General features: G+C 70.6%; 13 protein-coding genes. 7 read left to right on the top strand and 6 right to left on the bottom strand.

The genetic code is table 11. The features are described 5' to 3' along the window. Positions 1-35: 35 nt before the first annotated feature. Genes STSP_RS15720 through STSP_RS15710 form a run of 3 tightly spaced genes read right to left on the bottom strand, consistent with a single transcriptional unit; the run spans position 36 to position 2,740 of the window. A complete protein-coding gene (locus STSP_RS15720; RefSeq protein WP_067277700.1) occupies positions 36-797 on the bottom strand; it encodes an amino acid ABC transporter ATP-binding protein in 762 nt (253 codons plus the stop codon). Then, a complete protein-coding gene (locus STSP_RS15715; RefSeq protein WP_067277697.1) occupies positions 794-1,735 on the bottom strand; it encodes an amino acid ABC transporter permease in 942 nt (313 codons plus the stop codon). The genes STSP_RS15720 and STSP_RS15715 overlap by 4 nt, the downstream gene beginning before the upstream one ends. 36 nt (positions 1,736-1,771) lie before the next feature. Continuing rightward, complete coding sequence (locus STSP_RS15710) at positions 1,772-2,740, bottom strand: ABC transporter substrate-binding protein (protein WP_067277694.1); 969 nt, start codon at positions 2,738-2,740, stop codon at positions 1,772-1,774. Positions 2,741-3,265: 525 nt separating this feature from the next. Between STSP_RS15710 and STSP_RS15705 the strand changes: the two genes are divergently transcribed. The 4 genes from STSP_RS15705 to STSP_RS15690 all read left to right on the top strand — a co-directional run bounded on the left by STSP_RS15705 (position 3,266) and on the right by STSP_RS15690 (position 6,572). Then, positions 3,266-4,489 carry an NAD(P)-dependent malic enzyme gene (locus tag STSP_RS15705; RefSeq protein ID WP_067277691.1) on the top strand — a complete coding sequence of 408 codons (1,224 nt, stop codon included), beginning with the start codon at positions 3,266-3,268 and terminating at the stop codon, positions 4,487-4,489. 216 nt (positions 4,490-4,705) lie between these two features. After that, on the top strand, positions 4,706-5,668 hold the full coding sequence (locus STSP_RS15700) for a zinc-binding dehydrogenase (protein WP_067277689.1): 963 nt from the start codon (positions 4,706-4,708) through the stop codon (positions 5,666-5,668). Between the two features lie 116 nt (positions 5,669-5,784). Further along, positions 5,785-5,994, top strand: a complete 210-nt coding sequence (locus tag STSP_RS15695) for an HTH domain-containing protein (RefSeq protein ID WP_067277687.1) — start codon at positions 5,785-5,787, stop codon at positions 5,992-5,994. Then, positions 5,994-6,572 carry a Clp protease N-terminal domain-containing protein gene (locus STSP_RS15690; RefSeq protein WP_067277685.1) on the top strand — a complete coding sequence of 193 codons (579 nt, stop codon included), beginning with the start codon at positions 5,994-5,996 and terminating at the stop codon, positions 6,570-6,572. Before STSP_RS15695 ends, STSP_RS15690 begins: the two co-directional genes overlap by 1 nt. Before the next feature lie 339 nt (positions 6,573-6,911). On the opposite strand, the gene STSP_RS15685 is transcribed toward STSP_RS15690, so the two are convergent. Beyond that, entirely contained in the window at positions 6,912-8,012 is a 1,101-nt protein-coding gene (locus STSP_RS15685; protein ID WP_067277683.1) for a PadR family transcriptional regulator, read from the bottom strand. Position 8,013: 1 nt separating this feature from the next. Beyond that, positions 8,014-9,057 carry a DUF4097 family beta strand repeat-containing protein gene (locus STSP_RS15680; RefSeq protein ID WP_067277681.1) on the bottom strand — a complete coding sequence of 348 codons (1,044 nt, stop codon included), beginning with the start codon at positions 9,055-9,057 and terminating at the stop codon, positions 8,014-8,016. 216 nt (positions 9,058-9,273) lie between these two features. Here STSP_RS15680 and STSP_RS15675 point away from each other — a divergent pair, with 216 nt between their 5' ends. Continuing rightward, the gene (locus STSP_RS15675; RefSeq protein WP_067277678.1) at positions 9,274-10,122 is read left to right on the top strand and encodes a hypothetical protein; all 849 of its coding nucleotides are present in this window, start codon (positions 9,274-9,276) and stop codon (positions 10,120-10,122) included. Positions 10,123-10,236: 114 nt separating this feature from the next. On the opposite strand, the gene STSP_RS15670 is transcribed toward STSP_RS15675, so the two are convergent. Next, complete coding sequence (locus STSP_RS15670) at positions 10,237-10,416, bottom strand: DUF6104 family protein (RefSeq protein WP_028420339.1); 180 nt, start codon at positions 10,414-10,416, stop codon at positions 10,237-10,239. Positions 10,417-10,574: 158 nt separating this feature from the next. Between STSP_RS15670 and STSP_RS15665 the strand changes: the two genes are divergently transcribed. Together STSP_RS15665 and STSP_RS15660 are read left to right on the top strand one after the other, a co-directional pair. Further along, positions 10,575-11,003, top strand: coding sequence for a CU044_2847 family protein (locus tag STSP_RS15665; RefSeq protein ID WP_067277675.1), 429 nt, complete (start codon positions 10,575-10,577; stop codon positions 11,001-11,003). Beyond that, positions 11,000-13,363 carry a VMAP-C domain-containing protein gene (locus tag STSP_RS15660; RefSeq protein ID WP_067277673.1) on the top strand — a complete coding sequence of 788 codons (2,364 nt, stop codon included), beginning with the start codon at positions 11,000-11,002 and terminating at the stop codon, positions 13,361-13,363. The genes STSP_RS15665 and STSP_RS15660 overlap by 4 nt, the downstream gene beginning before the upstream one ends. Positions 13,364-13,496 lie beyond the last annotated feature (133 nt).

Here is a 13,496-nt window from a genome sequence, read left to right as displayed (position 1 = left end):
CGGAGTCCCGTACCGCCCTTTCTCCGTCCGTACCGTTACAGCACCTTGGACAGGAACGACTGCGTCCGCTCGTGCTGCGGGTTCGTCAGGACGTCGCGCGGGTTGCCGGACTCGACCACCACGCCGCCGTCCATGAAGACGAGGCTGTCGCCGACCTCGCGGGCGAAGCCCATCTCGTGCGTGACGACGACCATCGTCATGCCGGACTCCGCGAGATCGCGCATGACGTCGAGGACGTCGCCGACGAGCTCCGGGTCGAGCGCCGAGGTGGGCTCGTCGAAGAGCATCAGCTTCGGGTCCATCGCCAGCGCGCGGGCGATGGCGACGCGCTGCTGCTGGCCGCCGGAGAGCTGGGACGGGTAGTTCCCGGCCTTGTCGGCGAGGCCCACGCGCTCCAGGAGCTCCAGCGCCCGCTCCCTGGCCTGAGCCTTGCTCGTGCCCTTGACCTGGATGGGCGCCTCCATGACGTTCTCTACGGCCGTCATGTGCGGGAACAGGTTGAAGCGCTGGAAGACCATGCCGATGTCCCGGCGCTTCTGTGCGACCTCGCTGTCCTTGAGCTCGTACAGCTTGTCGCCCTTCTGGCGGTAGCCGACCAGCTCGCCGTCGACGTAGAGGCGGCCGGCGTTGATCTTCTCCAGGTGGTTGATGCACCGGAGGAAGGTCGACTTGCCGGAGCCGGACGGGCCGATGAGGCAGAACACCTCGCCGGTCTTCACCTCGAGGTCGATGCCCTTGAGGACCTCGACGTGGCCGAAGGACTTGTGGACGCCCTCGGCCTTCACCATGGCGGTCATGCGGTGACCCCCTTCCGGCTCGACAGGGAGAACACGTGGGCCTTGACCTTCTGCCACGGGGTCGGCGGCAGCTGGCGGGTGGAGCCGCGTGCGTAGTAGCGCTCGATGTAGTACTGGCCGACGCTCAGGATCGAGGTGAGGATCAGGTACCAGGCGGCGGCGAGGAAATACATCTCCACCGTCGAGCCCGCGTTCTGGCCGATGTCCTGGGCCTGCTTGAACAGGTCGGCGAACTGCACCGCCGAGACGAGCGAGGTCGTCTTGAGCATGTTGATGACCTCGTTGCCCGTGGGCGGCACGATCACACGCATCGCCTGCGGGATCACGATCCGGCGCAGCGTCTTGGTGTGGCTCATACCGAGCGCGTGCGATGCCTCGGTCTGGCCCTCGTCGACGGAGAGCAGGCCGGCGCGGCAGATCTCCGCCATGTACGCGGCCTCGTTGAGGCCGAGGCCGAGCAGCGCCGTCAGTAGCGGCGTCATGAACGAGGACCAGTAGTCCTTGTAGATCGGGCCGAGGTTGATGTACTCGAAGACCAGGCCCAGGTTGAACCAGACGAAGAGCTGGACCAGGACCGGCGTGCCGCGGAAGAACCAGATGTAGAACCACGCGATCGACGAGGTCACCGGGTTCTTCGACAGCCGCATCACGGCGAGGATGATGCCGCCCACGATGCCGATCACCATGGACAGCACGGTGAGCAGCAGGGTCTTCAGGACGCCGTCGATGATGCGGTCGTCGAAGAAGTACTGGGGGATCGCGCCCCAGTTGATCTTGCCTTGCGCGAAGGCGTAGACGATTGAGCCGAGGAGTGCGAGCGCGATGGCCGCGGACACGTAGCGCCCCGGGTGCCGGACCGGGACGGCCTTGATGGCCTCCGGTCCGGCAGGGGGTGTCGAGTCGGCGGGACCGTCCGTCTTGTTGACGTCAACAGTCACGGGTGGAGCCTTTCAGAACCGAGGTGCGGTCGGGGTTCAGGAGCCGCCGTTGATCTTGGCCTCGGTGACCGCGCCGTCCGCGACGCCCCACTTCTCGATGATCTTCTTGTACTCGCCGTTCTCGATGATCGCGTTGACGGCGGCCTGCAGCGCGTCGCGCAGCTGCGTGTTGTCCTTGGCGACGGCGATGCCGTACGGGCCCGCCTCGACCTGGTCGCCGACGATCTCGAAGTACTTGCCGCCGCCCGCGTTCTTCACGGAGTACGCGGCGATCGGGAAGTCGGCGGAGACGACGTCCGCGCCCTTGGAGCGCATCCGGGTCTCGGCCTCCGGGTTGGTGGCGAAGTCCTCGATCTTGAGGGTCTTCTTGCCGTCCTTCTCGCACTTCTTCGCCTGCTCCTTGGCCAGGTCGTGCGAGAAGGTGTTGCGCTGCACGGCCATCGTCTTGCCGCACAGGTCGTCCCAGGTCTTGATCCCCTGGGTGTCGCCCTTGTTGGTGTAGAGCGAGACGCCCGCGGTGAAGTAGTCGACGAAGTCGACGCCGGCGCCGACCTTCTTGCCCGTGTCGGCGTCGATGCCCTCCTGGCGGTCCTTCGTGTCGGTCATGGCCGACATGGCGATGTCGTAGCGCTTCGCCGCGAGACCGCCGATGAGGGTGTCGAAGGTGGCGTTCTGGAACTCGAACTTCACGCCGAGCTGCTTGCCCATCGCCGCGGCGATGTCGGGGTCGATACCGACCGTCTTGCCGGAGTCGTCCTTGAACTCGACGGGCGCATAGGCGATGTCCGAACCGACCTTGATGACACCCTTGTCCCGGATCTCCTTGGGGAGCTTGTCGGCCAGCGGTGCGGCGCTCGCCGTGCCGCTGTCGTTGCCGGTGTCCTTGGTCTGGTCGCCACAGCCCGTCAGCAGCAGCGCACCGGCGACCGCGATGGCGCCGACCGCGGCGATCCGGGGCTTCGCGGACCTGGCGACGGTCGTACGACGGGTGAAGCGTGCGGTCATGGTTGGTTCCTCCGGGTGAAGGCGTTGCCGATCGGTGGACGGGCACACACCATCGAGTGTCGCGACCACGTGTGATTACGGCATCTTGCCATTCGGACCGGACGCTTCAGGACGTCGGCCATGTCAAAATCGGATAACGGGTGACCCCCGAATCCCGTCAGGCCGGCACATCCTGGCCGGACCTTCTGCGGGATCGATCCCTTTCGGCCGGAGGATCTTCGGCGCATCTCACCATGTGAGCGAAGCGTGGTGACGAGCTTGAGTCCTACATGTATCTGTCGCCGAGTTGTCCAGAAGACCGGCTATGAGTCATGTCACCGCAACGATATGGACTCGTCGACGACGGGGTCCGTCAGGTAAGAAGGTTCTTTACACCCCTCATCCGGGGCCCAGGGCGCGTGTGCGGCGCGCCCGTCGCGTATGTACCCCGTACGCATCGGTCAAATCGGGGCATACGTGGTGCCCGCCCACCCCTCACCAGGAGTGGTCACCCTCAACCCATGAAGCCTTAAGGGGTAAAACAAAGTGGCAGCGGAGATCGTCAATCCTCGCAGCGACAGCAGTGCGGGTCAGGAAGGCGAGGGCGAGCCCCTCGATTCGTTCGACCCGGCGTTCGCGCTGCACCGCGGCGGCAAGATGGCCGTGCAGGCCACCGTGCCGGTCCGCGACAAGGACGACCTGTCCCTCGCGTACACGCCTGGCGTCGCCAAGGTGTGCAGCGCCATCGCGGAACAGCCGGAGCTTGTCCACGACTACACGTGGAAGTCGTCCGTCGTCGCCGTGGTGACGGACGGGACGGCCGTGCTGGGGCTCGGAGACATCGGCCCTGAGGCCTCCCTCCCCGTGATGGAGGGGAAGGCCATCCTTTTCAAGCAGTTCGGTGGCGTGGACGCGGTGCCCATTGCACTCGCGACCACGGACACGGACGAGATCGTCGACACCGTGGTGCGGCTCGCGCCCTCCTTCGGTGGTGTCAACCTCGAGGACATCTCGGCGCCGCGCTGCTTCGACATCGAGCGCAAGCTCCAGGAGCGGCTCGACATTCCGGTCTTCCACGACGACCAGCACGGCACGGCGGTCGTCACGCTCGCAGCCCTGCGGAACGCGGCGAAGCTGACCGGGCGGACGCTCGGTGATCTGCGTGCGGTCATCTCGGGGGCGGGGGCGGCCGGCGTTGCCATCGCGAAGATGCTGCTCGAGGCGGGCATCGGCGATGTCGCGGTCGCCGACCGCAAGGGCATCGTCAGCGCGGACCGCGACGACCTGACGCCGGTGAAGCGGGAGCTCGCCGAGATCACCAACAGGGCCGGGATCAGCGGCTCGCTGGAGGCCGCGCTGTCCGGCGCCGACGTCTTCATCGGCGTCTCCGGCGGTACGGTGCCGGAGCCGGCCGTGGCGTCGATGGCCGAGGGCGCTTTCGTGTTCGCCATGGCCAACCCGAACCCGGAGGTCCACCCGGACATCGCCCACCGGTACGCGGCCGTCGTCGCGACCGGGCGCTCCGACTTCCCGAACCAGATCAACAACGTGCTCGCGTTCCCGGGCATCTTCGCGGGTGCGCTGCAGGTCCGGGCGTCCCGGATCACCGAGGGCATGAAGATCGCGGCCGCGGAGGCGCTGGCGGGGGTCGTCGGGGACGACCTTGCGGCGGACTACGTGATTCCGTCGCCGTTCGACGAGCGGGTTGCACCGGCGGTTACGGCGGCGGTGGCCGCTGCCGCTCGGGCGGAGGGTGTCGCTCGCCGCTAGGCGAGTGCTCTGCGCTGAGCGTGATTCCGGCCCCGCCCCGGGTTGGCCTTCGGCCTTCCCCGGGGCGGGGCCGGTTTGTTTGCCCACCCGCCCACCCGTGCGGGTCGCGGTCCGGCTTTCCGTCCTTTCGGCGGGTGCCGCCGCTGCGTGTGGTGCGCGGTGTGTCACACCCGCATCCCGTTTCGCCGCGTCGCGGTCCCCCCTATCGTCAAGGTCATGTTCGCTGCCTACGCCGCCCGCATTGACCGTGACCAGCCTCTCGATGGCCTGGAGTTGGGGGAGCGCCCGGCCCCCGAGGCCCGGTCCGGCTGGACCACCGTGAACGTCAAGGCCGCCTCTCTCAACCATCACGACCTGTGGTCGCTGCGCGGGGTGGGTCTGAGTGAGGACAAGCTGCCGATGATCCTCGGCTGCGACGCCGCCGGGATCGACGAGGACGGGAACGAGGTCGTCCTGCACTCCGTCATCGGCCAGACCGGCCACGGGGTCGGGCCGAAGGAGCCCCGCACCATCCTCACCGAGAAGTACCAGGGCACCTTCGCCGAACAGGTCACGGTGCCCACGTGGAACGTACTCCCGAAGCCGAAGGAGCTGTCCTTCGAGGAGGCCGCCTGTCTGCCGACCGCGTGGCTCACCGCGTACCGCATGCTCTTCACCAATGCCGGCGTACGCCCCGGTGACTCCGTCCTGGTCCAGGGAGCCGGAGGCGGGGTCGCGACGGCGGCGATCGTGCTCGGCAAGGCCGCGGGGCTGCGCGTCTTCGCCACCAGCCGGGACGAGGCCAAGCGCAAGCGGGCCCTGGAGCTCGGCGCCGTGGAGGCGGTCGAGACGGGGGCGCGCCTGCCGCAGCGGGTGGACGCGGTCATCGAAACGGTCGGGGCTGCCACCTGGTCGCACTCCGTCAAGTCGCTGCGGCCGGGCGGCACGCTGGTCATCTCGGGCGCGACGAGCGGCGACCGCCCCTCGCACGCGGAGCTGACCCGCATCTTCTTCCTGGAACTCAAGGTCGTCGGCTCGACGATGGGGACGAAGGACGAGCTGGAGGATCTGCTCGCGTTCTGCGCTGCGACGGGTGTGCGGCCGGTGATCGACGAGGTGCTGCCGCTGGACCGGGCGCGGGAGGGCTTCGAGCGGATGGAGGCCGGGGGGCAGTTCGGGAAGATCGTCCTCACCGTGTGAGCAAGCGGCTGGTTTTAAACCGGCTGGTTTCTCTCGTTTCTTGGGGTCGTCCTGCCCTCACACCCTCCCTGTCAACCGTGGTTGACAGGGAGGGGCTGTCAACGTAGATTGACATCATGACCGAAGCAACGGATCTCGCAGAGCGTGCAGGTGACCGTGATCCGCGCGTCGGGCTGCGGGCCGTCGCCGCATTGCGGCGGCTCCTCGAGCAGCTCGAAGCGGTTCAGGTGCGCAGTGCACGCAATCAGGGTTGGTCGTGGCAGGAGATCGCCGATGAGCTCGGCGTGAGCAGGCAAGCCGTGCACAAGAAGTACGGGAGGCGCTGATGTTCGAGCGATTTACGAAGGATGCCCGGGCCGTGGTGCTGGGTGCGGTCGAGCACGCCGAGCGGCTGGACGCCGACGTCGTCGGCGAGGAGCACCTGCTGCTCGCTCTGCTCGACCGGGAGGGAAGCCGGGCGTCGTTCGCTCTCGCCTCGCTGGGGGTCACCCGGCGCAGGGAGTCTGTGGAGCGCTCGCTGGCCGAGACCCGTCGGCGCGGCGGGCTTTCCGCGGCCGACATGGACGCACTCGCGGGCATCGGCATCGATGTCGCGGAAGTCGTGTCCCGGGTGGAGTGCGCCCATGGCGTGGGGGCGCTGGCCGGTGACCGGAGGCCGAAGGGCACGAGGGGCTGGGGCCGGCGGACGGGACGCCGTCCCTTCAGCCGGGGGGCCAAAGGCACGCTGGAGCAGTCCCTGCGCATCGCCCTCGGCCGCCGTGACCGTTCCATCGGCGACGAGCACCTGCTGCTCGCCCTCACCGCTCGTCCAGGTGTCACGGCCGAGGTCCTCGCAGACCACGGCGCGACGTACGCGGCGGTGGAGCGGGTGTTGGGCGGCGGGGGCGAGGCCAAGGCGGGGTGAGTCCGGCCGGCTGGCGGGCACGCCCCACCACGGTGCCCACCCCGGTGCCCATGAGGGCGGTGCGCTGCCTGAGGCTCCGTCCCGCCCTCACGGCGGCCGCGGTGTGGCGACGGCCGGCGACTCCGATGCGGGGCTCGCCGGCCGTCGTGCACTGCCTTCGGCTGTGACGGGCCTTCGGCCGTGCCAAGTCCTTGGCTGTGCCGAGCTGTAGGCCGTGCCGGCCTTCGGTCGTGCGCAGGCCTTCGGTCGTGCGCAGGCCTTCGGTCGTGCGCAGGCCTTCGGTCATGCGCAGGCCTTCGGTCATGCGCAGGCCCTCGGCCGTGCCAAGCCCTACCCGTGCTAAGCCTTCGGTGTCCGCAGTACCGCTCCGATATGGGCCGCCGCCGTCGACAAGTGGCGGCGGGCATCAAGGAGTTGTTCCTCCGTCACGCCGTGGTCGCGGGCCGCGTCGCGGATGTCGTCGCGGAAACGGTCCAGGAGGCGGTCCAGGTCGCGTGCCGGGTCGCCGGTCGAGGCCTCATGAGCCCAGCCCGGCTCGAGGTCGGCGGGGAAGCCCTCCTGCTCGCCCAGGAACTCCGGCTCCGGAGCGGCTGGACGCGGCTTCGCGGTGCCTGTGCGGTCCGCAGCACCGAAGTCCCTGCCGGAGTCGTTCCCGGAGTCCTCGCCGGACTCCTTCCCGACGTACTTGCCGAAGTCGCCGAACTCCTTGGCCAGTTCGGCGAGCCCTTCCCGTACCCCCGTCGGCCAGTCACCCCGGGCGAAGTGGTCCTGCACCTGGTCCTGTATGCGTTGTGCGACGCGCTGGAACTCCTCCGCCGCCTGGGCGCGCGCCTTCTCCTGGGCCTCCTTGGCCTGGCGGCGTGCGCGCTGGGCCTCCTCGCGGGCCCGGCGGCTCTCGTCCTTCGCGCGCCGCGCCTGCTCCTTCCACTCCTGCTTGGCGCGCTTGAAGTCCTCCTTGGCCTGGCGCCACGCCTCCTTGTCGCCCCACGCCCCGTCGAAGTAGTCCGACGCCTCCGGGAAGCCCTTCCCCGCTGCGCCGGTGCGCGACGTGCTGCGGGCCTCCTGCGCCGCCGCCCGTATGTCGCGTCGCAGGTCACCGGCCGCTCCGCTCACGTCGGCGCGGATCTCGGCGGCGAGCTCCGCCACCGACTCGCGGATCTCCAGCTCCAGGTCGGCCAGCTCGCCGCTGCGGTCGGCCAGTTCGGCCCGTCCCGCGTCGGTGATCGCGTAGACCTTCCGGCCGCCTTCCGTGGTGTGCGTGACCAGGCCCTCGGCTTCCAGCTTCGCCAGGCGCGGATACACCGTGCCCGCCGAAGGCGCGTACAGGCCCTGGAAGCGCTCCTCCAGGAGGCGGATCACCTCGTAGCCGTGCCGCGGCGCCTCGTCCAGCAGCTTCAGCAGATACAGGCGCAGTCGGCCGTGGGCGAAGACGGGAGGCATGTCAGAGCACCTTCTTGTCGGTCGGGCCACCGGTCGCGTCGTCGGTCGGGCCGTTAGCGGACGGCACATCAGCGGACGCGGGCGGCATATCAGCGGACCTGAGCGGCACATCAGCGGACGGTGCGTCAGGGCCCTTGGCGTCAGCGGGCGGGCCGTCCATCGGGATGTCCATCGGGACGTCCATCGATCCGTTCATCGGTCCGTCCGCCGGTTCGTCCTCGACAGGGGGCCTGCGCAGCAACGCGATCGAGCCCGACACGGTCGTCGCCTTCAGCTTTCCGCTGCCCGCGCCCAGCCGCCCGGTGATCCTCTTCGCGCCCCACTGGCCGCTGACCCGCAGGTCCTCGAAGGCGTTCGACACCGTCCCGCTCGCCGTGTTCGCCTCCACCTCCGCGTCCGCCGGATGCGGCAGGCGGATCGCGATCTCGCCGGACACGCTCGTGAGACTGACGTCCGTGGGAGCGCCCTTCGGGTCGAGGTCCACGATCATGGAGCCGCTCACCGAGTCGGCTCGTACGCATGAACCCGCGCCCTCGACGACCGTCAGGTCGCCGGACACGGAGTTGAAGCGGAGGTCGCCCCTGACGGCCTGGGCCTCGACGTTCCCCGAGACGGTGTCGGCCCGGGTGCTCCCCGAGAGCCCGAGCAGCGTCGTGTCGCCGGTGACGCCCTTGACCTCCGTGCGCCCCTCGATTCCGGAGACGACCGCTCCGGCGCCGACGACGCCCACCTCGACGGCCGTCCCCGCCGGAACGGCCAGCGACACCACCGCGCTGCGCCGCCAGCCCTTGCGGTCGAGCCACTTGAGGAAGCCTTTCCACGGCAGGTCCTCGTACGCCACGGTGAGCGTGCCGTCCGCCTGTGTGACGACCAGCGGCGGGCCCTCTATCTCCGACACCTCGAGCCGGGCGCCGCCTTCGCGGTTCAGTACGGCTTCGTCGGTGCCGACCACGTTGACCGTGCCGTTGACGATGCGCACGTGCAGTGCCGTCACCGGGGCGTCGAACGTGAGCTTCTTCGGCTCTGCGACGGACCACTCGGGCATGGGACCGGCCTCCTCGGGCGGAGCGACGTCGCCCCCGCGCCCATGCGCTGAGGCGTGTAGCTACGAACGACGCGCCATATCGCGTCTTCTGCGAATACACGATATATCGCGGCTAAGGAAAGTCAAGACACCCGTTCCGGGGAACCCGCCGCCGGAGGCCGGTGCACGAACCGTGCGTGTGCGCTGATTGGCCGGTATGTGCCCTAGCGTGGGGGTATGTCGCCCGACGCCTCCGCCGTTCCCGACGCCGATCCCGCGCACGCCGGCGCCGCAGCGGCGCTCCTGCTGTGCCGGGCCCAGCCCGCCGCCGTGGCGTCGGCCGCACAGCTGCTGCGGGAGCGGATGCTGCTGGCCCAGGCGGGACCCGAGTGGAGCGTGCTCGTGCCGGAGGGCACACCGTGGCTGCATGGCGGGGAGCCCGTCGACCGGGTGCTCGGCGGCTGGGCCGCCGCCCTCGCCGTAGGGGCGCCCTGGCCGGCACTCGCCCTGTGGTGGGACGAGGACCGCAGCGGCTACACCCTCGCCTCGGGGTTCCGCCGCACGGTCGGCTACGAGTGGCTGGCGAACGGCACACCGCTCGGCCAGGACGAGGCGATGCGCACCTTCGCGGCCCGGCTCGGCCTCGACCCGGTGCTGGACATGCAGTCCCTGGACGCACTGACCAGGACGGACACGGAGGCCGACGCGCGCGCCCGCTTGCTCGGCCTGATCGCGGTCCTCACGCGCGCGGGGCTGACGCTTCCCCCCGGACTGATCCCCGGCCGGACCGCCCACAGCCTGCGGGAGGCCGCCCGCACCCGGCCGGACGCCCGGCAGATCGAATGGCCCGGCCGGCGCGTCGCCGTCCGCGACCATTTCGACGCGGTCGCCGAGACCCGCCTGGCCCCCTGGCTGCAGGGCCCGAAAGCCCGGGCACTCTCCGCGGCCCAGCTGGCCACGGGCCTCCCGCTCGCCCTCTGGGGCGTACGCCACCGGAGCGCGGGATGGGTAGCCGCGGGATCGCTGCTCCTCATCCACGGAGTACTCGGACTCGCGTACGACCGGATGCGCACGCGAGACGACTGACGCGCCGCGCGCCCGGCAGGCCCGTCCCAGCCTCGGGAGCGCCTGCCTGCGGCCCCGAAGTCTGCGCGGGAACGCGGGAACGCCCGTCGGAGCTCCGCCCGGTGTCCCGGAAAGCTACTCGTCGTCCTCGTCGTCCAGCCGCGCCAGCCAGGTGGCCAGCCGCTCGACCGGGACCTCGAAGTCGGGGTTCAGATCGACGAACGTACGCAGCTGCTCGGCGAGCCACTCGAAGGTGATCTCCTCCTCGCCGCGCCGCTTCTCCAGTTCCTCGATGCCGCGGTCGGTGAAGTACATGCGACCAGGGTAAGGCGTGGGTCGGGGGGCGGCGGATCGGCCCGGGGTGCGGACGCAGGCCGGAAAAAAGCCGCCCCCGCTTCCGTCCGGGGCTTCGGTGAACCACTCAACTCCCGCTAATCTTCAGGGCATTGTTGTGCGTGGTGCGGGGGACTTCGATGAGTGACGGGGAGAGCCGCGTTCTGCTGGTCGAGATGCCGGACGGCACACCGGTGTGGGCGCGCATATCCGACCCGGAGGGGCTGACGGCGTCCTCCGACGAGATGGTCTACTCGGACACCGGGGCGGGCGAGGCCATCCAGGCCCGGGTCGAGAGCCTCCAGGGCGTGATGACCAGCGTGGCCCGGTCGGTACGGGACGGACTGCGGTCCGTGCGGCCCGACCAGGTCAGCGTGGAGTTCGGAGTCGAGCTTTCGGCGAAGTCGGGCCGCATCGTCGGGATGATCGCCGACGGTGGCGCCAAGAGCTCCCTCAAGATCACCCTGACGTGGGGAAGCGTGGGGGCCTCGCACGCCGCTACGGCCGCCGAAGCCTCCTCCAGCGGGCAGATGCCGGCCGGAGACCCGCCGGCCGGAGACCCGGCGTGACCGGAGACATAGCGCCGGATCTGTCCGAGGCACGGGACGCCCTGATCAGACTGGTGGAGGCGGCCACCGTGCGGCTGCACCGCCCCACCGCGGGACCGCCGACCGCGGCCGACTTCCTGGGCAGCGGGTTCTTCGTCGCCCCCGGCTGGGTTCTCACCTGCGCACACGTGGCCGCCGAGGCCCTGGACGGCGAGATACAGGTGGTGTTCCGTACGGCGGCGGAGGACGACGGCGCCGAGCGGGCCGTGCGCGCCCGGGTGGCGGCGCTGCTCCCTGACGGCCCTCGCCCCTCGCCGGATGGCCGGGCGCCCCGGGCGAGGGGCGGCGGCTGGCCGCCTCCGGACCTCGCGCTGGTAGAGCTCCTGGAGAAGGTCGACCACCCCTGTGTGTACCTCTCCCCGCACGGTTCGGCCTTCTCCGGTGAGGGGGAAGTCCGTCACTCCGGCTGGGCGGTGATGGGCGGGGAGCCGCGACTGGTCACCGGCTCCTGCCGGGTGCTGGGCAATGTGGACGGCGGGTTCGGGCCGCGCACCCAGGTACGGCTGGGCGGTGACCTGATCGTGCCGGGGATGTCCGGCGGTCCGGTCGTCGACTTCCGTAGGGGAGAGGTCGTAGGGGTCGTCAAGGCCAAGGCCGACGGCGTACAGGGCGGCGGCATGGCGATCCGGATCGAGCAGCTGCGCAGACTGCCCTTCGGCCCGGCCATGCCCGATCAACCGGCCCAGGATCTTTACCAGACTGTGCTCCACTCCCACGACCTCTTCCATGCCGGGGAGCTCACGGCGCCGGTTCATGCCGCGTGGGCCGACGTGCAGCAGATGCTGGTCGACGGCGGACGGCTGCCCCCGCGCGCCCTCAACTGCCGCCAGTACGTCCGTCTGCTGGGGCATCTCGCCTGGCTGCCGCTGCCCGACCCGGTCGTGCAGCGCGACCTGCTGGCCGGTCTGCTGGGGACGGTGCGTGACCTCCCGCTGCCGCCTCCCCGGGCCTGGCGCGACACGGTGGGACTGTTGCGAGCCAGGGAGACCAGCGGCCCCGGCCTGTTCCTGCTGCTGCGCTACTGCCTTCGGGTGCTCCTGGTGCCCCGAGAGGCCCGTGCCAGCGTCGAACGGGCCGAACGGGACCTGGAAGGCTGGATCCAGTCCATGGCCGATCAGCACCTGCCCGAGGCCCACCGCTCGGAGATCACCCAGGGGCGCTCCGCCTACCTTGCGCGGCGCCAGGCCCGTACGACGGCACCGCGGGCACCCCAGCCCCCTCCCGAGCCGAGCTGGCCCACCGTGCTCCTGGAGCTGTCCGACGCCGCGTGGCAGCCGGGTGTGTACGACTGGCGTGTGCGCGTCGTTGAGCCCGACGGGCTGGTCCGGCCGGTGCGCGAGGGCAATGGGCTCCTCTTGCAACCCCATGTCCCCCAGGGAACCCCGCTGCCCCTCGAACTGGCCGACGCGCTGGAGGAGGCCTTCCAGCAGAGCGACGGTCCGGACCGCAGGGCCGTCCTTGAACTGGCGCTCGGCCCGGGCCGCCTCGGTGTGGACATCGAGTCTCGCCGCACCGGCCCGTCCGGACCACCGCTCGGGGTGGTGCGTCCCGTGGTGATCCGCTGGGCCGATCCGGTTCCGCAGGACGAGGAGAGCAGCCACCGCTGCGCGGACCGCTGGCGGGAGACGCACACGGCGGCCGTGCGGGCCCGAGTCCTGGACTGCGAGGACGGGCTGGGCGTGCCCGTGCCCGACGAGGAGGGGCAGCGGCAGCTGCCGCCGACGATCGTTCCGCTGCTGTGCGGGGCGGGAACGGCGGGGGGCACCGGATGGCAACCCCGGGCCATGGCGCCGGACGGCTGGGGGGCCTGGTCCCGGAGCCCGGGCGCGGGGCCGTACCCGGCGGATGCGGGGACCGCGGCCCCGCCGCGTGGCACCGGCCGCCACTCCGGCGCTGCGGACGACGCCGCCTACGGGCCCAGGGATCTGTACGGCGCCCATGACCGGGTTCCGTACGACCCGGACCCCTGGGGTGCAGGCTGGGGGTCGGCCTGGGACGGTACACCGCCTCCTGGGAACGCGGCAGACGACGGCCGGCGCGACGACGACGTGGCGCGGCTGCTGCGCGGCGGCTTCCGGGTGATCCTCTGGCGGCGCACCGGCCCGGTGCGCGGAGCGTGCGACGACTTCCACCAGTACGCGGCCGACACCGTCGTCGGCTCGGGCACAGCCGCCCGCCTGCCCGAGCTGGTGCGGCGGTTGCGGGCACGGGTGCATGAGGGGCGCACGGACACCTTCTGGTCCACCGATCTCGCCCTGCTGTACGACGACCCGGGGCGTCCCCTGCCCGGGCACGACCACCGGATGCTGAGGTCGCCGTGATTCCTGCCCGCTGCGAACCGGCCGGCGCCACTCTCCGGGGCCGTGCGCCCCGCGACCGCCCGCGCATCCGATCGGCTGACCGCGCCCTTATCAGCCCCTCCGCCGATGGCTACCGTGAGACGCGATCGGCGGC

The organism is Streptomyces jeddahensis (genome assembly GCF_001642995.1).
GTDB lineage: Bacteria > Actinomycetota > Actinomycetes > Streptomycetales > Streptomycetaceae > Streptomyces > Streptomyces jeddahensis.
Note: the sequence above shows the minus strand (reverse complement) of the source record. Positions and strands in the feature narration are given on the sequence as shown.